Source organism: Oleidesulfovibrio vietnamensis (assembly GCF_055388115.1).
Window position 1 is genome coordinate 1,375,688 of the sequence record NZ_AP042419.1, and the last position, 20,922, is coordinate 1,396,609.

Below are 20,922 nucleotides of genomic sequence, written 5' to 3' on the forward strand. Positions count from 1 at the left end.
GCGGCGACCGGCGGCTGAATGCTGCCGCGTTGCTGCGTCCATCGGGTCCGGTGTGAGCGGCGCAGGACACAGTCTGCTGCAGTTGCCGACGTTTTGCACGCTGCGTGCGGAATCGCCGCAGCTGCCATCGTAACAGACGCAGGCCGGAGGCATATCTCTCCGGCCTGCTTTTTTTGTCGCTCAGCGTTTGTCGTGCAGTTCTTCCAGCCGTTGGTTGCGTCCGCAGCTGAAGCGGTAGAACTTATAACGCACGGGGTTCTTGCGGTAGTAGTCCTGATGGTAGTCTTCGGCCTGCCAGAAATCCTGTGCGGGCAGGATTTCAGTGGCGGGGGCTTTGTCAAGGCTGCCGTCCTGCAGACCGTGCGCCACGGAACGCAGGGCTGCTTCTTTCTGCCCGTCGTCGTGCCAGAAAACGGCGGACCGGTATTGATCGCCTCTGTCGCAGAACTGGCCCGATGCATCATAAGGGTCTATGTTACGCCAGAAAATGGTCAGCAGTGTGTCATAGCTGACCTGACGCGGATCAAAGACCACACGCAGCGCTTCGTAGTGTCCTGTGCCGCCTGCGGAAACCTGTTCATAGCTCGGATGTTCCGTGTGGCCGCCGGTATAGCCTGAAATTGTTTCAATCACTCCGGGCGTCCGGTCAAAGGGCGGTTCCATGCACCAGAAGCATCCGCCGGCAAATGTGGCATACGCCAGCCCCTCCGGCGGAGAGTCCGGCAGCTTGCCGGGCGGCAGTTTTGCTGTGGCGTACAGCGTCGTGAGCGGTATGATGATGAGTGCGGCAGCCAGTATTATTCCCGGGAAATGACGGAGCATGAGTCCTCCTGCGGTTGCGGCGGCAAAATTCTGCCTTGTGTGGTCAGAGGGTACCCGTATGTACCACACGAGGTTGTTTTTTGCACGCCTGCACAGGCAGATGCTAGCCTGCCCACAGCCTGCCCAGCCTTGCTCCGTTATCCAGCAGAATGTTCAGGTACTCTGTTTCCATGTGCAGCATTTCCATGTCGTTACGGCGCAGCCATTCGCTTACCCATGCAAAGCGCAGGGCTACCATATGGGCAGGCAGGCTTTTTATTTCTTCGGCGGAAAGCACGTTGTTGCGCAGCAGACCGGCCATCAGCGCCAGCACAAAATCTTTTTCCAGAGCGCTCGGGTGCTCGAAACCAGCGCAGCCGGCACAGTTTGACACATCGTACAGCACGTCCTTGAGACCGCAGAATTCCCAGTCTATAACACCGGCGATGGCCTGCACACAGGGGGCATCTGCCTGTGGCCGCGTATTCCATATGATGTTCACCGGATGCAGGTCGCCGTGGGCCAGCGCGGGCCGCACCGGACGTGCAGCCGCCGCGGCCGCGTGCCGGGCAGGTTCCGCCAGCGACCGGTGGCACCGGGGATGGCGGGCGGCCATGGTTCGCATCAGCGAATCGATGTAGGCGGATAACGGAGGAGTGGGCGCCGCCATGACGGATTCTGACTGCTTACCTGCAGTCTGCAGACCATGTATGAAGGCCGCGGCTGCCTCTCCGCGCCATGCGTGGTCAATGTATTCAGGTCTGGGCAGAGGACTGCCGGTGATGAACGGACTGAGCTGCCATGCGGCACCGCGGACGCGGGCTATGAATGACGGAGCGTTTTTTCTGCCTGCCGCCAGCGCAGCCGGACTGTGCACGGCACATGTTCCAGCCGCATGCAGAGAATGCAGCAGTGCGGCCACGGATTCTCTGTGCGGTGCCTGCGCGGCTGCCAGACGTTCAAGCAGCCACAGTCTGCCGAGGGTGTCTTCTATGACGGTGCGTTCTATGCAGCGTTCCGGACTGCCCGGTATGGCATGTTCGTCCGCTATGCGTGCGGCAGTGATATTCCACTGGTTCAGGATGTCGTTCATGATATTTTCCTGCCGGAGGTTCCAGCGTGCCCACAGTGCCCTGCGTTGCGGCGGGTGTCCAGAAAAAAGAACCGCAGACGTGGTGCGTTGCGTCCGGAGGCCCGACGGGGTATGCTGCCGGTCTTCCGCTCATGAACTTGATCATGTCAAAACAGGAGCTGCTGTGAGCTTTGCCCGTTTTTCCCTGCATCCTGCGCTGATTGAAGCGGTGTCGGCCAGAGGTTTTGTCAACCCTACGCCGATACAGGAAAAAGCCTTGCCGCCCGCACTGGCAGGTCAGGACATACTGGGACTGGCGGCAACGGGAACAGGGAAGACCGCGGCCTTTGTGCTGCCGCTGCTGCACCGTCTTCTTTTGCAGGGCGAAAGTGCCCGCGGCACCTTGCGTGCGCTGGTTGTGGCCCCTACGCGCGAGCTGGTGGCGCAGATTCATGAAGAAGTGAAAACTCTGGCCCGTTTCTGCCGGTTGCGTTCTGCCACTGTGTACGGCGGTGTGGGCATGCACGCTCAGACCGTGCAGCTGCGCACCGGAGTGGACATTGTGCTGGCCTGTCCCGGCAGACTTCTGGACCACGTACGCAGAGGTCATGCCGATCTGTCTCATGTGGACATGCTTGTGCTGGATGAAGCCGATATGATGTTTGACATGGGCTTTCTGTCCGATGTGCGCGAAATTCTGCATTGCACCCGCGTCCGGAAACAGACCATGCTGTTTTCTGCAACCATGCCGGCGCCGCTGCGCGAACTGGCGGAGGAATGTCTGCGGCAGCCTGTGCGCATAGAGCTTGACACCTGCGCCATAGCCCCCACGGTGCGGCACAGCCTGTGTCCGGTGCCCAAACATCTTAAAACTCCGCTGCTCAAATATGTTCTGCGTGCTTTTGCCCGCGATTCCGTGCTGGTTTTTGTGCGCACAAGACACGGTGCACGCCGCCTGTGGCAGCAGCTGGTCAAATCGGGCATAGAGGCGACCTGCCTGCAGGGCAACCTTTCGCAGGGGCGTCGCAGGGCCGCGCTGGAAGGTTTTCGCAGGGGGACTTTCCGCGTTATGGTGGCCACGGATATCGCCGCGCGGGGTATAGATGTCTCGCAGGTGGGGTACGTGATCAATTACGATTTTCCGCCCTCGGTAGAAGCCTGCGTGCACAGGGCAGGGCGCACCGGCAGAGCCAGCAATTCCGGAGTGGCGCTGACCTTTGTGACGCAGGAAGATGAACCGCAGGTGCGCACGCTGGAACGGGTGCTTGGCGGTGCGTTGTCGCGTTGGCACGCGGAAGGCTTTGACTACAGCGCGTTGCAGCGCACGGAGGCCGCACGTCCGGCCCGCCTGCGCCGCGAGCCCCGCCCGCAGCGTGTGCAGCGCGTGCGCCGCCTGCTTGAAGATGCAGCGCGCGAACAGATGGCGGCCGCCAGAAAGGTCGCTTCGCATGCGGGGCACGGGGGTGACATGCATCAGGACGGGCAGCCGGTGAAGCCTGCGTTCCGTATTGTCCCCAGAGAAGCTCCCGCGCCGCTTAAGCCTAAACCGGGGCAGTATGTGATGAAACCCCAGCCGCCGGTGATTATCCGCAAAAGACGCGGTGGTGCCTGAACCGGCGCCGGAAGCACAATCAACAGTAAAAAAAGAACAACGCCGCGGCCTGACAGGAACGCGGCGCATCAGCATAAGGGAGGAACGCCATGCCGTCTTTTGACGTGGTAAGCAAGGTTGACCTGCAGGAAGTGGACAACGTGGTCAACAACGTGAAGAAGGAAGTGGACACGCGCTACGATTTCCGCGGGTCCAATACGGAACTGAGCTTTGACAAGGGCGGGGCGTCCATCAGCATTCTTGCCTCGGATGACATGAAGATGCGTGCCGTGCAGGAAATGCTGCTGGCAAACTGTGTGCGCCGCAAAGTCGATCCCAAGTTTCTGGATTTCGGCAAGGTTGAGGCAGCCTCAAAGGGCATGGTCAAACGCAGTGTTGCTGTAAAGGACGGTATTTCCAAAGAAACCGCCCAGAAGATAGTAAAGAAAATCAAGGCAAGCAAACTGAAGGTGCAGGCCGCCATTCAGGATGATCAGGTGCGTGTGACCGGTAAAAAAATAGACGATCTGCAGGATGTGATACAGCTGCTGCGCGATGACGATTTCGGAGTGCCTCTCCAGTTTATCAACATGCGTTCATAGCACTGCACATGCTGCATCCGCGCCGGTGCGGAGGCAAGGTAAGGCGATAAACGGCGCGGCCGGCTGTGTATGCAGGGGCCGCGCCGTTTTTGGCTGCTACCGTTTCAGTAGCGGATATCACGTACTTCGTCGGCGTAGCGTTCAAGATCGTTTTTATCGCCTTCCTTGTGGTGTTCCGGATACAGCAGTGCAGACATGTAAAAAATGGAGCCGATGCGCAGCGCGTTGGAAGCACTCTGGGCAAAACGTTCCAGCCGTTCCCGTACGGCTCCGGCGACGGAGTCGGGCAGGGCCGCCACGCGGGCTTCCGCCAGAGCGGGCAGTTCGCTGAGCACTGTGGCTTTTTCGGCCAGCAGCCTGCGATACTCCTGCTGATCGTTTTTTTCGTGCAGCGCGTGTTCCGCTTGTTGCTCCAGCCGGCGTATCTGCCGAGCCGTATCTTCAAGAAAAGTCGACAGGGCGTCTACGGGATGCCGCGGGCGCGTTGATCCGTTATCGCTGGTGTTCATGGCGTCCTTCCTCTGGTTGATGGGTTCACGGAGTAATCGTAATCGTTCGCCGCATGTGCGGCAAGCGTTAGCAACGCTGCACATGCAGGTGCGCTTGCCCCGGAGGGCCGCACGCGCTACAACCTGCCCGCGCATGCCGCGCAAGGAGATAGTATGGCGCTTATCAGCGTACGCGATGTTTCATTGAATCTTTACGGCCCGCAACTGCTCGATCAGGTGACTGTGCAGATAGAGCAGGGCGAACGGGTTTGCCTTATGGGGCGCAACGGACAGGGCAAGTCCACCTTTCTCAAGCTGCTTGCCGGTGTGATGCAGCCTGACTCGGGGCAGATCGTGCGCGGACAGGGGGTGCGTACGGCCTTTCTGGCACAGGACGTGCCGCAGGATATCACGGGCGATGTCTATTCCGTGGTATGCGGGGGGCTGGGCGAAGAAGGCAGGGCGCTGGCCGCATTTCACGGGGCCATGCGCCAGACCGGAACCGCGGACGACGACGGCATGGTTTCTGCCGCTCAGGCCGCGGTGGATGCTGCCTCCGGCTGGGAGCGGCATGGCGACATCATGAGCGCGCTCAACCACCTTCAGCTTGATCCGTATGCCGATTTTTCGTGTCTTTCTGGCGGGATGAAACGCCGTGCCATGCTGGCACGCGCACTGGTCAGCGATCCGGACCTGCTGCTGCTGGACGAACCCACAAACCATCTGGACATCAGTTCCATAGCATGGCTTGAAGATTTTCTGCTGCGCAGGGCCAGAGCGCTTGTGTTTGTGACACACGACAGGGCCTTTCTGGGCAGGGTGGCAAAACGCATCATCGAGCTGGACAGGGGCCGCATGGCCGACTGGAGCTGTGATTATGACACCTTTCTGGAGCGCAAACAGGCCCAGCTGGAAATAGAGGAAAAGGAATGGGCCAACTTTGATAAAAAGCTGGCGCAGGAAGAAGTGTGGATCCGGCAGGGCATAAAGGCTCGGCGTACCAGAAACATGGGGCGTGTACGCGCGCTGCAGGCCATGCGGGACGAGCGGAGAAAGCGCCGTGAGCGGCAGGGCACCGTGACCATGCAGATGCAGGAGGCTGAACGCAGCGGCAAGCTGGTTATCGAGGCTGACGGCATATCCTACACCTGGCCCGACGCTCCGGCAGGCACGGCGCCGGTCATCCGCGATGCCTCGGTGCTGGTTACCAGAGGCGACAAAGTGGGCATCATCGGCCCCAACGGAGCGGGTAAGACAACGCTGCTGCGGCTGCTGCTGGGCGATCTGAAGCCGGACTGCGGCAGCATCCGGCACGGCACCAGACTGGAAATCGCCTATTTTGACCAGCTGCGCAATGTTCTGGATGATGAGGCCAGCGTACGCGAAAGCGTGGCAGGCGGTAACGACACCCTGGAGATCAACGGCGTGCGCAAGCACGTGGTGGGATATCTGAAAGAATTTCTTTTTGAACCGGAGCGGACCATGCTGCCGGTAAAAGTGCTTTCGGGTGGCGAGCGCAACAGGTTGCTGCTGGCCAGGTTGTTTGCGCGTCCTTCCAACCTGCTGGTGATGGACGAACCCACCAACGATCTGGACATGGAAACGCTGGAGCTGCTGGAGGAACTGCTGGGTGAATATTCGGGTACCGTGCTCATCGTCAGCCACGACAGAGCTTTTCTGAACAATGTGGTGACCTCTACGCTGGCATTCGAGGGCGGCGGGTGCGTGAATGAATATGTGGGCGGCTACGATGACTGGCTGCGCCAGCGCCCGCAGCCGGTGCAGGAAGAAAAGCCTGCAGCCTCCCGGCAGTCCAGAACGGAGCGGCAGCAGGAAAAACCGCGCAAGCTGACGTTTAATGAACAGCGCGAACTGAAACAGCTGGAAGAAGAACTGCAGGAACTGCCGCTCCGCATGGAAGCGCTGGAAAAAGAGCAGGCGGCCGCGGAAGCCGAACTGTCAGACCCTGCATTGTATACCGGCAATCCAGAGCGCTTTGCCGTGCTTTCCGCAAGGCTGCCCGCCATTGAAGAAGAACTCATGGAGCTGCTGACCCGCTGGGAAGAGGCGGAACAGCGTGCCGCCGACCTGCGCGGCATGCCCGGTCAGTAACGGTTCTGCTGCGCGGGCGGCACGGGCAGGAGCATGGTTCTGACATCCACCCGTGCGCGCATGCGCCATGGCGCATTGCCATTGCTTTTGTATCAAAAAATCCCCTGTGGCCGTTCCGGTGTTCCGGAGCGGCTTTTTCATTGACAGGGGGGCAGTGCTCATATATCAGTTTATCAACTTAGTTTGATATAGTGATTCACGGCGTGTGTCATCATCGTGCCAGCGCTCCGGTTGCGCCGACCGGCGAGCAGCAGTGAAGGGGCTGCCGCGTTGCCATTCCTGAACGGGGGAGGATACCACCTTGAACAGTAAACCGTCTTTTTCGGCCCTGCTGCCGCTTGTGTTTTTTCTTGCGCTGTTTATCGGCACCGGTGCCGTGCTGACGGCCAACGGCACGAAAATGGCTTTTTACCAGCTGTCCGCCGCCGTAGCCATACTGCCTGCCATCGCCTTCAGCCTGCTGCTGGGCAAACTGCGCGGCGGCCAGCGTCTGGACAAGCAGCTCGGGGTTTTCATCAGCGGCGTGGGTGACGGCAACATCATCACCATGTGCCTCATCTATCTGCTTGCCGGTGCCTTTGCTTCGGTGGCTACGGCCATCGGCGGCGTCAGTTCCACGGTCAATCTCGGGCTTGATCTTGTGCCGCCGGCCTTTGTGCTGCCCGGCCTGTTTCTTATCGGGGCTTTTGTCTCCACTGCCATGGGCACATCCATGGGCACCATAGCCGCCATTGCCCCTATTGCCGTGGGCGTGGGCGAACAGACAACCATCGGCCTGCCGCTGCTTATGGGCGCTGTGCTGGGCGGCGCCATGTTCGGCGACAACCTTTCCATGATTTCTGATACCACCATCGCCGCCACGCGTACGCAGGGCTGCGAGATGAAAGATAAATTCCGTGTAAACCTGTACATAGCCCTGCCCGCGGCCGTGCTGGCAGTGGCCGGATTCGCCCTGCTGGGTGCCGACGGCGCGGTGACTGTTTCCGGTGATTACAGCGTTATCAAAGCGCTTCCCTATATGGTTATTCTGGGCATGGCCGTGGCCGGGGTAAACGTCTTTGTGGTGCTGGCGTGCGGCATCGTGTTTACGGGCGCTGTGGGGCTGCTGACAATGCCGGAATATTCGCTGATAGGATTTTCGCAGGACATTTTTAACGGCTTCAAGGGAATGCAGGAAATCATGGTTCTTTCCATGCTGATCGGCGGTCTGGGCGAACTGATCAGAGTGCAGGGCGGTATCAAGTGGCTGCTGGGCCGTATAGATGCGCTTACTGCACGCTCGCGTAGCGACAATCAGGCCCGTACCGGCGAGTTGAGCATTGCGGGGCTTGTCTCGGTGGCGGATGCCTGCACGGCAAACAACACCGTGGCCATCATTCTTTCCGGCGGTCTGGCAAAAGAGATTGCCGACAAGAACGGCATAGACCCCCGCCGCAGCGCAAGCATACTTGATATTTTCTCCTGTGTTTTTCAAGGAATCATGCCGTACGCGGCGCAGGTGCTGCTTGCCGGTTCCATAGCGGGCATATCGCCGCTGGAAGTTGTCGGCGGTAACTACTACTGCTTTATTCTTGCCGTTGTGGGGCTGCTGGCCATCATGACGGGCAGGCCCCGGATTAAATCTTAATATCAGGAATTGTTCCTGAATGTGTATGTGCCACCCCCCGCCCGGGGTGGCATTTTTTTATGGAAAATATAAAAAAATAATTTTGAAAAACAGAGTGTTAACATCTTTGAGGGGCTGTGCCCGCAAAAAAAATGCAATTTACCCCTTTTCAAACCGGAAACGGGGATTATTATCCCTGCAGCTAAGCACCGCTGCATGTTGCGGTAATTGGAATAACATGCGGTGCTTCATCCGCGGCTGCCCGGCCGCTTTTTAACGTGTCTGCCCCCGCAGGTGCGTGGGTGAATGTGCTGCTTTCCTTTGGCACTCGCGTGAAGAGAGTGCTAAAAAAGGGCAAAAAGAGTTAAATAATCTGGAGGTTAGGAGAGTATGAACCTGAAGCCTTTGAACGATCGTGTGCTGGTTAAGCGCCTTGAGTCCGAAGAAAAGACCGCAGGCGGCCTGTACATTCCCGACACCGCGAAGGAAAAGCCTTCCCGTGGTGAAGTGATCGCAGTCGGCCCCGGCAAGACCGCAGACGACGGCAAGGTAATTGCCATGACCGTGAAGACCGGCGACGTGGTGCTGTTCAACAAGTACGCAGGCACCGAAGTGAAGCTGGACGGCGTTGACCATCTGGTCATGCGTGAAGACGACATTCTGGCTATCATTCAGTAACTGACTTTCCCACTGACTTAGTCCTATCCTTTCAGGAGGAGAAGAAATATGGCTTCCAAAGAAATCGTTTTTGATACCAAGGCCCGTGAAAGACTGGCCCGCGGCGTGGACAAACTGGCCAACGCTGTCAAGGTGACCCTCGGCCCCAAAGGCCGTAACGTTGTCATCGAAAAGTCCTTCGGCGCACCCGTCATCACCAAGGACGGTGTTTCCGTAGCCAAGGAAATCGAGCTGGAAGACAAGTTCGAAAACATGGGCGCTCAGATGGTTAAGGAAGTTGCTTCCAAAACCTCCGACATCGCCGGTGACGGCACCACCACTGCAACCATTCTGGCTCAGGCCATCTACAAAGAAGGCGTAAAGCTGGTGGCCGCAGGCCGTAACCCCATGGCCATCAAGCGTGGCGTGGACAAGGCCGTTGAAGCTCTGGTGAAGGAACTGGGCAACCTTGCAAAGCCCACCCGCGACCAGAAGGAAATTGCTCAGGTCGGCACCATTTCCGCCAACTCCGACACCACCATCGGCAACATCATTGCCGAAGCCATGAGCAAAGTGGGCAAGGAAGGCGTTATCACCGTTGAAGAAGCCAAAGGCCTCGAAACCACTCTCGAAGTCGTGGAAGGCATGCAGTTCGACCGCGGCTACCTGTCCCCCTACTTCGTGACCGATCCTGAAAAGATGGTCTGCGAAATGGACGAGCCTCTGATTCTCATCAACGAGAAGAAGATTTCCAGCATGAAAGACATGCTGCCCGTGCTTGAGCAGGTTGCCAAGATGAACCGTCCGCTCGTGATCATCGCTGAAGATGTGGACGGCGAAGCTCTGGCCACTCTGGTTGTGAACAAGCTGCGCGGCACCCTGCAGGTTGTGGCCGTCAAGGCTCCCGGCTTCGGCGAACGCCGCAAGGCCATGCTCGAAGACATCGCCACCCTTACCGGCGGCCGTGTGATCTCCGAAGAAATGGGCATCAAGCTTGAAAACGCCACCGTTGCCGATCTGGGTAACGCAAAGCGCATCGTGGTGGACAAAGAAAACACCACCATCGTTGACGGCGCCGGTGAAAGCGAAGCCATCAAGGCCCGCGTGAAAATGATCCGCGCTCAGATCGAAGAAACTTCCTCCGATTACGATCGTGAAAAGCTGCAGGAACGTCTGGCAAAGATCGTCGGCGGTGTTGCCGTGATCAATGTGGGCGCAGCTACCGAAACCGAAATGAAGGAAAAGAAAGACCGCGTGGAAGACGCTCTGAACGCTACCCGCGCTGCAGTGGAAGAAGGCATCGTCCCCGGTGGCGGTACCGCTCTGGTCCGTTGCTGCAAGGTGCTGGACGACGTGAAGCCCGCTGATGACGACGAAGCAGCAGGTGTCACCATCATCCGCCGCGCAATCGAAGAGCCCCTGCGTCAGATTGCTGCCAACGCCGGTTTCGAAGGCTCCATCATCTGCGAAAAGGTGAAGGAAGGCAAAGACGCTTTCGGCTTTAACGCTGCCACCGGTGAGTTCGAAGACCTCATCGCCGCCGGCGTTATCGACCCCAAAAAGGTAAGCCGTATCGCTCTGCAGAACGCCGCTTCCGTTGCTTCTCTGCTGCTCACCACCGAGTGCGCCATTGCAGAAAAGCCCAAAGAAGACGCTCCCGCTGCTCCCGCCATGGGCGGCATGGGCGGCATGGGCGGTATGGGCGGCATGTACTAGTCGCTACGACTGGTCGCACCAACCGAACCTTCAGGGCCGGAGTTTACTCCGGCCCTTTTTTTGCGTTCGCTGTGCGCTTTTGTTGTTTCTGCTGCCCGACGTTCTTACCTGTCGTCCTGTCTGTCCGCGTACCGCGGCATGCCCGCCACCACCTGAAAGTCAGTGCCGGTGTGCACTGCCCGTATGCTGCAATGCAGCGGCCAGATCATGGGGGTAATCGTGGGGGGGTAATCGTGGGGTGTACTCGTGGGTGTACTCATGGGGTGCCACGCGGGTATCGACCCTGTGCGGATTTTCAGGGGCGTGCCGGGGCGGGGCTTCTGTCCTGTTTCGCTCAGGCAGCCAGAACCGTCAGTGCAGTCAGGGCATTATGGGCAGTCGGTGCATTCCGGGCAGACGTGACGATGGTGATCTTCTGATGCGGCTATCTGAAGGGCAGGGGGCGGCTGCCGCCGCATCTTCACGCCCATGCTTTCCGTTATGGTATGCCGGAGCGCCCCGCTGTGCCGTGTCCTGCCGTGCAGACATCATGACTGCCGCAGGCTTGACGCGATGCCCCGACGCGGGCACTGAAAGCCGAGGAGGCGACAATGCATAAACGAGCGCTGCTGTTTGACTGGGGCGGTACGCTGATGGAGAGCATGCCGTGGTATTTGGGCAGGGAGAAAGGGTGGTCCGGCGTGCCTGCCACACCGCATGCCCGTGAAGTGGTCATGAGTCTGGCACCGTGCTGGACAACGGGGCTTGCTTCCAATGCCGCGGAATCGGAAGAACATGAGGTGCGGGCTTCTTTGGACACCATGGGACTGGGGCAGGTGCTGGACAGAATCTACACCTATCGCTTTATCGGCCGCCCCAAGCCGCAGGCCGGATTCTGGAGCCATGTGCTGCGCGACCTGAAGCTGGATGCCGGCTGCGTGGTGATGGTGGGCGATGACTATATGGCGGATATCTGGGGGGCCAACCAGCTGGGCATACGCGGAGTATGGTTTAACCGGCGTACTGAAGAGCGCAGGGAGGCGGAGCTGGTGAGAACGATGCACGATTTCCGCGAACTGCCTGCGTTGCTGGCAGATATGGGCTTTGACAGTCCGGAGTGCGCCTGAAACCGTTGTGCGGGGATGTTTTTCGGGAGTATGGACAAGGGCCGGCAGCACCTTCCTGCCGGCCCTTCGCCTTTGGCGTATGTACAGCGCTCTTGTGCTAGACGATTCTGCCGAAAGAATGAATGATGTTCTTGCGATACGCACGCGAGCGCCAGACAGCTTCTGCACCGTTTTCTGCAATTTCCCGATGAAGGATGGTACGCAGGGCGGCTTTCTGTTCTTCCGAAAGGCGCAGCAGGGTCATGTCTCCCAGCAGTTCCAGAGGGTCGGAATATGTGCGGGGCATCTGTTCGGCGCAGTTATCGTGGTACAAAAAGTATACAACACCCTGCGCGTTGCTGCCTGAAGCCTGTCCGAGATAATCCTTCATGTGTTTTCTCCTGCTGTGTCCGCTCCGGCGCGGACCACGGGAAGCATTGCTTCCGGATTTTAGCATCATTGTTTTTTGTGTGGGCGTGCAAACTCCGTAAATCCACCCACTGCCGAGCAAAGGCTCTGCATAAAAAAAACCTCTCACAATGGTGAGAGGCAGAACGGTACCGGTCGCAGCTGTCGACCTCATGGCACCGCGGCATCTCACCGTGGCTGGCTTTGGCACCTTGCCTTGCGGGCAGGTTGCCGGACGGTCATCGGGCCAGACCCCTCTCGTCCTCTTCATGAGTTGTCTTTTTTTTCCAAAAGTGAATAAAAAAGTCAAGCACTAAATCCGGAAAAGCTGATTTTTGTGTAAAGAGTAGTAGTTGTGATAAGAAACACTGCCACAAAGAGAGCGTTACTTTATATGGTTGTGTAACCAGTCGGCATGTTGTGACAATGTCGTCCGGCAGCTGTCTGCGGCTTTGCCGCGTTCATGACACGGTGCCGCAACGGAGCAATCACGTGGCAGTGCGCTTGCGGTACGTGGCGGGGTGCGGCATAACCGCTGCGGGCGGGCCGTGTTGTTCCCCCTAATAAGCATTGTCAGCATAAGGCGCAGCAAACGCATGAGTATATTATCAGGCAGACAGCGGATGGGGCTGGCCGCGGCCATTATGGCCGGCAGCATTTTTCTTTCACGGTTCATGGGACTTATACGCGATAAAGTTATTTCCTATTTTCATGGCGCCAGTCTGGAGTCGGATATCTACTTCGCATCGTTTGTGGTTCCGGATTTTCTTAACTACCTGCTGGCCGGCGGGTATTTTTCCATCACGCTTATTCCGCTGCTGGCAGCCCGTTTTGAGCATGACGAGCAGGACGGCTGGCGTTTTTTTTCGGCTGTCACCGGCTGGATAACGCTTTTTGCCGCGTTGCTTACGGGGGTGGCGTGGCTGGCCGCCCCGTGGCTTGCGGCGCTGGCCGCACCGGGTTTTGATGCGGAGTCTGCACGGCGGCTGGCATATTTTCTGCGCATTATACTGCCCGCTCAGGTTTTTTTTCTGGCAGGCAGCTGTTTTACCGCCATGCTCTACATGCGGCGGCAGTTTGCTGTTCCTGCGCTTACCCCGCTGGTGTATAATGCCTGTATAATTCTAGGCGGGCTTGCAGGCATCCGCTCGGGTATGGAAGGATTCTGCTGGGGGGTGCTTGCCGGTGCCGCGCTGGGCAGTTTTGCCCTGCCCGTATGGGCTGTACGGGCAGGCGGATTGCGTCTGTATGCCGTGCTGCGCCATGGCAGCGTGCTGCGGTTTGCCCTGCTGGCACTGCCTTTGATGATAGGGCAGTCCGTGGTGGTTCTGGACGAGCAGTTTGTCCGTATTTTCGGCTCGATGGCCGGAGAGGGTGCCGTAAGTCTGCTTAACTACGCGCGGCGTATCATGCTGGTTCCGGTGGGGGTTGTGGCGCAGGCTGCAGGCGTTGCCTCGTATCCTTTTCTGGCCAGTCTGGCCGCCGGTGGTGATGAAGCACGTTTTTCGCAGACACTTTCGGCCGCGCTGCGTAATACGCTGCTTGTCATTCTGCCGGTTACAGCGTGGATGATTATAGCCGCGGAACCGACCATGCGACTGATTTTTCAGCAGGGCAGCTTTACTGCCGCACAGACGCAGGCTTCGGCGCCGTTGCTGATGGTCATGCTGGCCGCCGTGCCGCTGTGGGGTATTCAGCAGGTGGTGGGCAGGGCTTTTTATGCCCGGCAGGACACGGTGACACCCGCTGTGACCGGTACACTGGCCACAGCATGCGGTCTGCCGCTGTACTGGCTGCTGGCCCGCTGGGACGGCCCGCTGGGCGGGGCTGTGGGGGTGGCACTGGCAGGAGGATTGTCTGTGGGGTTGTACACGCTGGCTTTGAGCACGGTATGGATGCGCAGGAACGGCTGTGCCGCGTTCGCCGGACTGGGGCAGACGGCTCTGCGCACCGGTGCCGCGTGCGTGCCGGCCTGCGCCGCAGGCTGGTGTGCCATGATATACGGCCCTGTGGTGTTGCCGTGGGCACAGTCTTTGTCCGGCAGCCCCCTGCTGGAGGCGTTTGTGCGGCTGATTTTCAGCGGGCTGGCCTTTGGGGCGGTTTTTCTGGGGGTAGCGCGTTTTGTGGCGCCGGAAGCATTGCAGATGGTGACCGGCATTTTGCGCAGGGTGCTGCGCCGCGCCTGAACGCGCCACTTTCGGCCTGCCCGGCAACTTTTATTCCGGCAATCTGTTCAGGCCGCGTGTTTGCGGGCTGTATACATTGGCGCAGAGTGTCATGGTGCAAAGTGTCAGGGTGCAAAGTGTCAGGGTGCAAAGTGTCAGGGGGCCGGCTGATACAGGCCGGAGATGCCGCGCGCGGGACGATTCGCCCGCGGCGCAATCCTCTGCGGCGGGGCGCAGGCTTTGACTCTGCGGCTGCATATGTATATAGGGTGCCTCCCGTTTGACCCGTCGCGGGATTACGGTTGCGCGCCGAGGTGCGCCCCCGCTGCACAGCCGGCAATGCAGACGGTCCGGCAGCTTTCCGTTACAAAAACGGATCAGTACCTGTGTCATATAATCCGGCATGCCGGTCATGTGCTTTCAGAATGCCTTTCCGGTGGCGTCACATTCCGCAGTGCACCGGTGGCTTCCATGTTTTTTTCAGCGGCAGGAATACAATATGAAATCAGCTTTTTTTGAAGTGTCCCTCGATCCGGATCTGGTTCATGTACAAGGCGCTCTGCGCGCCGCGGCATTGAAAAAGGCAGGTCTGCCTGATGATGCAGCGGTCATGATCCGTGTGCGCCGTCGTTCGGTGGATGCCCGTCCGCGCCGCCCGCGGTTTACCTTTCAGGTCGAGGTGGGCACAGATCTGCCTGATGCTGCGGCGGAGGTTTTTTGTCCCGCCCCGCCGGGTGCAAAGCGCGTTATTGTGGTGGGGGCCGGTCCTGCCGGATATTTTGCCGCACTTTCGCTGCTGGAGCATGGCATAAAGCCTGTGGTGCTTGAACGCGGCAAGGATGTGAATGCCCGCCGCAAGGATTTGAAAAAGATCTACACCGAAGGGTTGATTGATCCTCATTCCAACTACTGCTTCGGCGAGGGGGGGGCGGGCACCTATTCGGACGGCAAGCTGTACACCCGGGCCACCAAACGGGGCAATGTGTCCCGCGTGCTGGATCTGCTGGTGCAGTTCGGCGCTTCGCCCGACATCCGCATAGACGCACACCCGCATCTGGGATCCAATGTTCTGCCCGGAATAGTGCGTGCAATGCGTGCAGCCGTGCAGGACTGCGGCGGTGAAGTCCATTTTGGCGCGCATGTGGCTGACCTGCTGCTGTCCGGTGACCGTGTGACCGGCGTTCGGCTTTCCGGCGGTGAAGCTGTTTATGCCGATGCCGTGATTCTGGCCACGGGGCATTCTGCGCGTGATGTTTTTCATCTGCTGGCAGCCAGAAACATAGCCATGGAAGCCAAGCCCTTTGCCATGGGGGTGCGCATCGAACACCCGCAGCCGCTCATCGACGAAATTTTTTATCACCATACTCCCCGCCATCCGGCCCTGCCTGCCGCCAGTTACCGTATAACCACGCAGGCATCGGGGCGCGGCGTTTTTTCGTTCTGCATGTGCCCCGGCGGGTTTGTGGTTCCGGCTTCCACAGCACCCGGTGAACTGGTGCTTAACGGCATGAGTCTGGCATCGCGTAACGCGCCTTTTGCCAATGCGGGGCTGGTGGTGGAACTGCGGCTGGAAGATATGTGTACGTCGGACGATCCGCTGCAGGCTCTGGCGTTTCAGGCGGCAGCGGAAAAAGCGGTGTTCGCCTGCGGCGACGGAGTGACACAGAAGGCTCCGGCACAGCGCGTACCCGATTTCGTACGGGGAGTCGTTTCTGAAGTGTTACCGCCCACATCGTACATTCCGGGTATATATTCCGCACCGTTGCATGATCTGCTGCCTGAGTTCGTTGCCGCGCGTCTGCGGGCGGCTTTGTCCGAACTGGGCCGCAGATACAAAGGCTATGATTCCGCAGAGGCCAAAGTGCTGGCGGTGGAGTCGCGGACCAGCTCTCCTGTGCGGATACTCCGTGACGGACAGACACTGGAGCACCCCGCAGTGCGCGGACTTTTTCCGTGCGGAGAAGGCGCAGGCTATGCCGGCGGTATAGTTTCTGCCGCCATGGATGGCGAAAAAGTGGCTGCGGCAGTGGCTGCCCGGCTGGCCTGAGACCGGTCGGTGCCAGTCGGTGCCTGTCGGTGCCGGTCCGTGCCAGTCGGTGCCGGTCGGGCTGCCAGTGGCAGAATGTCCGGCATTGCGGTACGGCTGTCTGCTGACGAGCTGACCCTCTGTTTCCGCGGTCCGCAGTAACCGCCGTTTCCGGAGGGCAGACGGCAGATACAGCGCAAAAAAGCGTCCGGAAAAATTCCGGACGCTTTTTGTGCATCTGAACCGGTTATGTTTATGCGGGCGGTGAGAACGTGTGTCGGGCCGCGCGGCGCGCTTATACCGCCGTGCGGTGCGTTCAGCGAAGCCGCAACACGTTACTGCTCCAGTCCGCCTTTGCCCGCGCTGTACATAACTTGCTGATCTTCTTCCATTTCAAGGGCAGAAAGCTTTTCATCAAGCCAGTCGTAGATGGCGCGTGCCGTATCGTAATTGATAAGCACCTTTGAGTGGATATGACGGACCACGGTTTTGCTGTCGGATTCTGCCGGAACCATTTCATGCCCCAGTGCGCCGTCCTGCATGACAACGCGTTCCGACCATTCCGGAATTTTGTCACTTTCCGAATAAAAATTCATTTCGATTTCGCCATGCGGATTGATTCCGCCCCAGACACCATGGGCATACTGCAGGCTTGTTTTGTCGTCCTGTTTGTATTCATAGCGGATTTTGACGGGAAAACGCGAGTCGTGGGTCATTGATGCTCCTTGCGGTGAAAAATATGCATACGGCAATGCCGTTGTTCACAACGATGTGTCAACCAGTCTGCCTGTGTACAGTTCGGGTGACGGCGCCGGTGCCGGGCGGGTGAGCGGGCCGGAATGTCCGGGCAGCTGGCCTTGTCGGGTGCGCTGTGCAAAACCGGCTTCGTGCACTGCCGCCGCGTCTGCCACCGTGTCGCGTGTGATGGCGGCTGCGTCGGCGGTGAGCGGTGAATACGGCTGCGGCAGGTACGGCGGGTCGCGGAAAGGACCGCGGGGAATTCTGACAACAGGCAGCAGGTACAGGCGCGCGGGCGGATAGGTCTCCGGCACGTTGTGCAGTATGAGCGGGTGGATGTCTTGCTTCATGCTGTATCCTGTCTGCGCGGGGTTCCGGCTGCAGCCGGAGCATCCGCTTCATCCGGAGGCATCCATAGTCTACGGCACTCATTTTGCCAAGTAAAGCGTTGCAGACTGCCGCGGCAGCGCTGAGGCTTGACTGCCCTGCGCTATTCGCGCAAAGTCGCCCTTCTGAATCCTGCAACAACACAAGCCTCGGGAGACCCTATTATGGCTGAATATACCAGCGAAGCAGTTGAAGTGACCCCGTACTTCGACGTTGAAATGTTCATGGGCGTCGCTCAGGAGACCCGCATAGGCGGTCAGGTAATGGACCGTCTGGTGGAGAACTGGGAAAAATGGTGCAAAGAACTGACTGTGCGGCGCGTGAAAGCCGGAAAGATAGAATACCTTGTGGCATGGCTTTCCGAAGCCGTGGAAAACGAAGTGGATGCCATGTGGGACACCGCGCCCTCTGATGCGCACCTGTTCAATTCTCTGGCTCAGGCCATTGTCATGGCAACCATTCAGGACGTGCTGCCCGAAGTGCAGGACGCCGGATGTGCTCCGGCCCCCAAACCCACAGAGGCCCTTCAGGATGCTCTGGAAGCGGAAGGCATTCCTTATAACCTCAGTGTCACGGCGCTTACCCGCAGATATGCGGTGGTGACCCATCATCCCTTTAAGGGCGGCTGTGAAATTTGCTATCTGCTGCCCGACTGTCCCAAGGGCAACGGTGACAAAAGTGCTTCCACCGTGGTGCTGCCCGGATATGAACCCGGTTCCGCCGACTGAACATCCAGCGGAACAACCAGCATGTATGCCGCGGGCCGGGTCTGCCGCCCGCGGCTTTTTTCGTACGCTGCCGCGGCGTTTTTTCAGCATCCGCCTGTGACTTCCAGTTGCAGGTAAACACGGTCTGCCGCAAGTGCGTTCAGCTTGTGTACGGCCTGCTGCGGTGTCAGCGGCTCACCGTTTGCCAGTACGCTGCGTACGCTGTTTTCGGGGCGGCGTTCCAGCATGGCGGCCAGCATGTCTGTTTTTACTTTTGCACCGGCGGTCAGTATGCGTATGGCGTGCTCGTGCATGACCAGATTGAACAGCGCCAGCTCGATGCTGCCTGACGCTGCCGGAGCGTTGCGGCTGTGCGTATGGGTTATGCCGCCCCGCAGCGCCGCATACGGACTGTTGCGCCGCATGGCTATACCGGCGGCTCCCGGCAGGGCGGATGCCAGCGCCATGCGTGCCCCGTCCGGTACAAGAGCGCTGTCTATGTCGTCCACAGGGTGTCCGTCCAGAAATACCGTCTCAATACGTTTTTCAATGTAGTCATTTGAAAAACCGATACTTTTTTCCAGAACATCGCGCACGGTACAGTTTATGCGGGCGTCTACCACCAGACCGGATTGCCCCAGCTGCCGCCAGTAACTGTTTGCTGACTCCGGAATGCTCAGTACGATGTTCATTTTGGTTTCTCCTGGTTATTTCTGGTTTGTGCGGGGCTGTTTTGCTGTCTTTTAGGTTAAAAATAACTTAATAGTACCTGTGCGCCTTGATAATCTCTTTGACATGATATTTCACGCGGTTGTAGTGTTCTGCTAACCCTAGAGGTATCCCATATCCCCTGTGTGGGGCAACGGGAAAACGGAACTGTGGGCTGTTCCGACCATTAGTGTGCTTGGACTAACACTTTCGAACTAAGGGGCTATGAAATGCCGAAGATTCTGCGAATCAACACTAAAGAGCGGACCTTCCGTTATGAAGAGCCCGGCAAATACGCCGGTCTGGGCGGCCGCAATCTCACCTCGCGCATGGTGCTGGACGAAGTTCCCGCCGATACCCATGCCCTGAGTGCCGACAACAAGATTGTCGCCGCCATCGGGCTGCTTTCCGGCACAGCAGCGGCAAACTCCGGCCGTATTTCGCTGGGGGCCAAGTCGCCGCTCACCGGCACCATCAAGGAATCAAACTCCGGCGGCACCTTCTGCCAGAAGCTCGCCCGTCTGGACATTCTTGCTATGGTGCTGGAAGACAAGCCGGAAGCGGATGCACCTTTCTGCAACATTATCATCACCAAAGACGGTGTGCAGTTTGTTGATGCCGCCGATATGGTGGGCAAAGGCACATACGAAAGCATGGACATGATTGCCGGACAGTACGGCAAAAAAGCTTCGGGCATGATTATCGGGCCCGCGGGCGAAGCATGTCTGACCGGCGCTTCCATTCAGTTTTCCGACCCGTGGGGCCGTACCGCCCGTGCCGCCGGTCGTGGTGGTCTGGGCGCTGTGATGGGATCTAAAAAAGTTAAGGCCGTTGTGCTGGACGACACCGGCGGAGAGCGCTTCACCTATGCGGATCCCGAAAAGTTCAAGGCTGCTTCCAAGCGCTGGGCCGAAATTCTGCGCGCCCACCCGGTTACCGGTCAGGGGCTGCCCGGCTTCGGAACTGCTATTCTGGTAAACATCATCAACGAAGCCGGCGCGTTTCCCACCAAAAACTTCCGCGAAGGCCGCTGTGATCATGTGGCAGGCATCAGCGGAGAAACCATCGCCGAGTTCATTTCCAAGCGCGGCGGCAAAACCAAGGAAGGCTGCCACGCCGGCTGCCTTATCCAGTGCTCGCAGAACTACGTGGATGAAAAGGGCGAGTATCTGACCTCCGGTTTTGAATACGAAACCGTGTGGGCATTCGGCGGTAACGCACTTATCAAGGACATCGACCAGATAGCCAAGCTGGACCGCCTGTGCGACGACCTTGGTGTGGACACCATTGAAATAGGCAACACCGTGGCCATAGCCATGGACGGCGGAGTTATTCCGTGGGGCGACGGCGAAGCCGCTTATGAGCTTGTGAACCGCATCCGCGACAAAAAAGACCATCTCGGCAAGATTATCGGCAACGGTGTGGGCTTTACGGCACAGGCATTCGGGGTTACCCGTGTGCCTACCGTCAAGAACCAGTCAATGCCCGCATACGACCCCCGCGCCGCCAAGGGCGTTGGTGTAACTTACGCCACCACCACACAGGGCGCCGACCACACCGCCGGTTACGCCATCTGCCAGAACATGCTCAAGGTGGGCGGTGACGTGAACCCGCTGGGCAAGGAAGGTCAGGTGGAAACCTCCAAGGCGCTGCAGATTGCCACCGCCACGGTGGATTCGCTCGGGCTGTGCCTGTTTGTGGCTTTTGCCGTTCTGGATACCGCCGACGCGGTGCAGTGCATCTGCGATATGGTTTCTGCCCGCCACGGCATCGAGTTCACTCCCGATGATTTCGGCGCGCTGGGTATAGCCACCCTGAAAGACGAAATCAGCTTTAACACCGCAGCAGGCTTTACCGCTGCGGATGACCAGCTGCCCGCCTTCATGATGAAGGAAAAACTGAACCCCCACGGCGTGGTCTGGGACTTTTCCGTGGAAGAGCTTCAGGCTGCCAAGGTGCAGTAAACGTCGCAGAACAGATGACAACACAAGGGGCCGGCTTTGCCGGCCCTTTGTTTTTGCCGTTCTGCATACTGCATGTCCGGCCGGGCAGG

General features: G+C 58.8%; 19 protein-coding genes and 1 riboswitch. Of the genes, 11 read left to right on the plus strand and 8 right to left on the minus strand.

The genetic code is table 11. The features are described 5' to 3' along the window. Positions 1-180: 180 nt before the first annotated feature. Both msrA and ACZ5D1_RS05965 read right to left on the minus strand, forming a co-directional pair. Positions 181-822, minus strand: a complete 642-nt coding sequence (gene msrA / locus ACZ5D1_RS05960; RefSeq protein WP_464556227.1) for a peptide-methionine (S)-S-oxide reductase MsrA — start codon at positions 820-822, stop codon at positions 181-183. 103 nt (positions 823-925) lie between these two features. Next, positions 926-1,894 (minus strand): phosphotransferase, encoded by a 969-nt coding sequence (locus ACZ5D1_RS05965; protein WP_455696180.1) that lies wholly within the window; start codon positions 1,892-1,894, stop codon positions 926-928. 163 nt (positions 1,895-2,057) lie between these two features. On the opposite strand from ACZ5D1_RS05965, the gene ACZ5D1_RS05970 reads away from it, so the two are divergent. Continuing rightward, positions 2,058-3,485 carry a DEAD/DEAH box helicase gene (locus ACZ5D1_RS05970; RefSeq protein WP_011368342.1) on the plus strand — a complete coding sequence of 476 codons (1,428 nt, stop codon included), beginning with the start codon at positions 2,058-2,060 and terminating at the stop codon, positions 3,483-3,485. Positions 3,486-3,574: 89 nt separating this feature from the next. Beyond that, the gene (locus ACZ5D1_RS05975) at positions 3,575-4,066 is read left to right on the plus strand and encodes a YajQ family cyclic di-GMP-binding protein (RefSeq protein ID WP_011368341.1); all 492 of its coding nucleotides are present in this window, start codon (positions 3,575-3,577) and stop codon (positions 4,064-4,066) included. 104 nt (positions 4,067-4,170) lie between these two features. Here ACZ5D1_RS05975 and ACZ5D1_RS05980 read toward each other — a convergent pair whose 3' ends face one another. Beyond that, positions 4,171-4,575, minus strand: a complete 405-nt coding sequence (locus ACZ5D1_RS05980; RefSeq protein ID WP_011368340.1) for a hypothetical protein — start codon at positions 4,573-4,575, stop codon at positions 4,171-4,173. A gap of 153 nt (positions 4,576-4,728) precedes the next feature. Between ACZ5D1_RS05980 and ACZ5D1_RS05985 the strand changes: the two genes are divergently transcribed. The 4 genes from ACZ5D1_RS05985 to groL all read left to right on the plus strand — a co-directional run bounded on the left by ACZ5D1_RS05985 (position 4,729) and on the right by groL (position 10,645). Further along, positions 4,729-6,666 (plus strand): ATP-binding cassette domain-containing protein, encoded by a 1,938-nt coding sequence (locus ACZ5D1_RS05985; RefSeq protein ID WP_464556228.1) that lies wholly within the window; start codon positions 4,729-4,731, stop codon positions 6,664-6,666. 301 nt (positions 6,667-6,967) lie between these two features. Beyond that, the gene (locus ACZ5D1_RS05990; RefSeq protein ID WP_011368338.1) at positions 6,968-8,293 is read left to right on the plus strand and encodes a Na+/H+ antiporter NhaC family protein; all 1,326 of its coding nucleotides are present in this window, start codon (positions 6,968-6,970) and stop codon (positions 8,291-8,293) included. Between the two features lie 369 nt (positions 8,294-8,662). After that, positions 8,663-8,950 carry a co-chaperone GroES gene (gene groES, locus ACZ5D1_RS05995; RefSeq protein WP_011368337.1) on the plus strand — a complete coding sequence of 96 codons (288 nt, stop codon included), beginning with the start codon at positions 8,663-8,665 and terminating at the stop codon, positions 8,948-8,950. A gap of 48 nt (positions 8,951-8,998) precedes the next feature. Next, positions 8,999-10,645: a chaperonin GroEL gene (gene groL / locus ACZ5D1_RS06000; protein ID WP_011368336.1), complete on the plus strand. Its 1,647-nt coding sequence runs from the start codon at positions 8,999-9,001 to the stop codon at positions 10,643-10,645. 104 nt (positions 10,646-10,749) lie between these two features. Here groL and ACZ5D1_RS06005 read toward each other — a convergent pair whose 3' ends face one another. After that, positions 10,750-10,905 (minus strand): hypothetical protein, encoded by a 156-nt coding sequence (locus ACZ5D1_RS06005; RefSeq protein ID WP_464556230.1) that lies wholly within the window; start codon positions 10,903-10,905, stop codon positions 10,750-10,752. Between the two features lie 330 nt (positions 10,906-11,235). Between ACZ5D1_RS06005 and ACZ5D1_RS06010 the strand changes: the two genes are divergently transcribed. Next, the gene (locus tag ACZ5D1_RS06010; RefSeq protein WP_011368335.1) at positions 11,236-11,751 is read left to right on the plus strand and encodes an HAD family hydrolase; all 516 of its coding nucleotides are present in this window, start codon (positions 11,236-11,238) and stop codon (positions 11,749-11,751) included. Between the two features lie 97 nt (positions 11,752-11,848). Here ACZ5D1_RS06010 and ACZ5D1_RS06015 read toward each other — a convergent pair whose 3' ends face one another. Beyond that, a complete protein-coding gene (locus tag ACZ5D1_RS06015) occupies positions 11,849-12,121 on the minus strand; it encodes a hypothetical protein (protein WP_011368334.1) in 273 nt (90 codons plus the stop codon). A 185-nt stretch (positions 12,122-12,306) separates the two neighbouring features. After that, positions 12,307-12,414: riboswitch (SAM riboswitch) on the minus strand. 320 nt (positions 12,415-12,734) lie between these two features. Here ACZ5D1_RS06015 and murJ point away from each other — a divergent pair. After that, complete coding sequence (gene murJ / locus ACZ5D1_RS06020) at positions 12,735-14,324, plus strand: murein biosynthesis integral membrane protein MurJ (RefSeq protein ID WP_027181264.1); 1,590 nt, start codon at positions 12,735-12,737, stop codon at positions 14,322-14,324. 478 nt (positions 14,325-14,802) lie between these two features. Continuing rightward, positions 14,803-16,350: an NAD(P)/FAD-dependent oxidoreductase gene (locus ACZ5D1_RS06025; RefSeq protein WP_464556232.1), complete on the plus strand. Its 1,548-nt coding sequence runs from the start codon at positions 14,803-14,805 to the stop codon at positions 16,348-16,350. A gap of 314 nt (positions 16,351-16,664) precedes the next feature. Here the strand turns inward: ACZ5D1_RS06025 and ACZ5D1_RS06030 are convergent, their stop codons facing one another. Together ACZ5D1_RS06030 and ACZ5D1_RS06035 are read right to left on the minus strand one after the other, a co-directional pair. After that, positions 16,665-17,045, minus strand: coding sequence for a hypothetical protein (locus tag ACZ5D1_RS06030; protein WP_011368331.1), 381 nt, complete (start codon positions 17,043-17,045; stop codon positions 16,665-16,667). A gap of 45 nt (positions 17,046-17,090) precedes the next feature. Further along, positions 17,091-17,417, minus strand: a complete 327-nt coding sequence (locus tag ACZ5D1_RS06035) for a hypothetical protein (protein WP_011368330.1) — start codon at positions 17,415-17,417, stop codon at positions 17,091-17,093. A gap of 201 nt (positions 17,418-17,618) precedes the next feature. Between ACZ5D1_RS06035 and ACZ5D1_RS06040 the strand changes: the two genes are divergently transcribed. Further along, positions 17,619-18,182, plus strand: coding sequence for a hypothetical protein (locus ACZ5D1_RS06040; RefSeq protein WP_011368329.1), 564 nt, complete (start codon positions 17,619-17,621; stop codon positions 18,180-18,182). An 83-nt stretch (positions 18,183-18,265) separates the two neighbouring features. On the opposite strand, the gene ACZ5D1_RS06045 is transcribed toward ACZ5D1_RS06040, so the two are convergent. Beyond that, positions 18,266-18,853, minus strand: coding sequence for a hypothetical protein (locus ACZ5D1_RS06045; RefSeq protein ID WP_011368328.1), 588 nt, complete (start codon positions 18,851-18,853; stop codon positions 18,266-18,268). 246 nt (positions 18,854-19,099) lie between these two features. Between ACZ5D1_RS06045 and ACZ5D1_RS06050 the strand changes: the two genes are divergently transcribed. Further along, positions 19,100-20,833 carry an aldehyde ferredoxin oxidoreductase family protein gene (locus tag ACZ5D1_RS06050; RefSeq protein ID WP_011368327.1) on the plus strand — a complete coding sequence of 578 codons (1,734 nt, stop codon included), beginning with the start codon at positions 19,100-19,102 and terminating at the stop codon, positions 20,831-20,833. Positions 20,834-20,922 lie beyond the last annotated feature (89 nt).

Bases quoted from the DNA above. Each gene is read 5' to 3' on its own strand.
- groL (WP_011368336.1), top strand. From the start codon at position 8,999: ATGGCTTCCAAAGAAATCGTTTTTGATACCAAGGCCCGTGAAAGACTG.
- ACZ5D1_RS05975 (WP_011368341.1), top strand. From the start codon at position 3,575: ATGCCGTCTTTTGACGTGGTAAGCAAGGTTGACCTGCAGGAAGTGGAC.
- ACZ5D1_RS06045 (WP_011368328.1), bottom strand. From the start codon at position 18,853: ATGAACATCGTACTGAGCATTCCGGAGTCAGCAAACAGTTACTGGCGG.
- ACZ5D1_RS06025 (WP_464556232.1), top strand. From the start codon at position 14,803: ATGAAATCAGCTTTTTTTGAAGTGTCCCTCGATCCGGATCTGGTTCAT.
- ACZ5D1_RS06035 (WP_011368330.1), bottom strand. From the start codon at position 17,417: ATGAAGCAAGACATCCACCCGCTCATACTGCACAACGTGCCGGAGACC.
- groES (WP_011368337.1), top strand. From the start codon at position 8,663: ATGAACCTGAAGCCTTTGAACGATCGTGTGCTGGTTAAGCGCCTTGAG.
- ACZ5D1_RS05965 (WP_455696180.1), bottom strand. From the start codon at position 1,894: ATGAACGACATCCTGAACCAGTGGAATATCACTGCCGCACGCATAGCG.
- ACZ5D1_RS06005 (WP_464556230.1), bottom strand. From the start codon at position 10,905: ATGAGTACACCCACGAGTACACCCCACGATTACCCCCCCACGATTACC.
- murJ (WP_027181264.1), top strand. From the start codon at position 12,735: ATGAGTATATTATCAGGCAGACAGCGGATGGGGCTGGCCGCGGCCATT.
- ACZ5D1_RS06010 (WP_011368335.1), top strand. From the start codon at position 11,236: ATGCATAAACGAGCGCTGCTGTTTGACTGGGGCGGTACGCTGATGGAG.
- ACZ5D1_RS06015 (WP_011368334.1), bottom strand. From the start codon at position 12,121: ATGAAGGATTATCTCGGACAGGCTTCAGGCAGCAACGCGCAGGGTGTT.
- ACZ5D1_RS05980 (WP_011368340.1), bottom strand. From the start codon at position 4,575: ATGAACACCAGCGATAACGGATCAACGCGCCCGCGGCATCCCGTAGAC.
- msrA (WP_464556227.1), bottom strand. From the start codon at position 822: ATGCTCCGTCATTTCCCGGGAATAATACTGGCTGCCGCACTCATCATC.
- ACZ5D1_RS06040 (WP_011368329.1), top strand. From the start codon at position 17,619: ATGGCTGAATATACCAGCGAAGCAGTTGAAGTGACCCCGTACTTCGAC.
- ACZ5D1_RS05985 (WP_464556228.1), top strand. From the start codon at position 4,729: ATGGCGCTTATCAGCGTACGCGATGTTTCATTGAATCTTTACGGCCCG.
- ACZ5D1_RS06030 (WP_011368331.1), bottom strand. From the start codon at position 17,045: ATGACCCACGACTCGCGTTTTCCCGTCAAAATCCGCTATGAATACAAA.
- ACZ5D1_RS06050 (WP_011368327.1), top strand. From the start codon at position 19,100: ATGCCGAAGATTCTGCGAATCAACACTAAAGAGCGGACCTTCCGTTAT.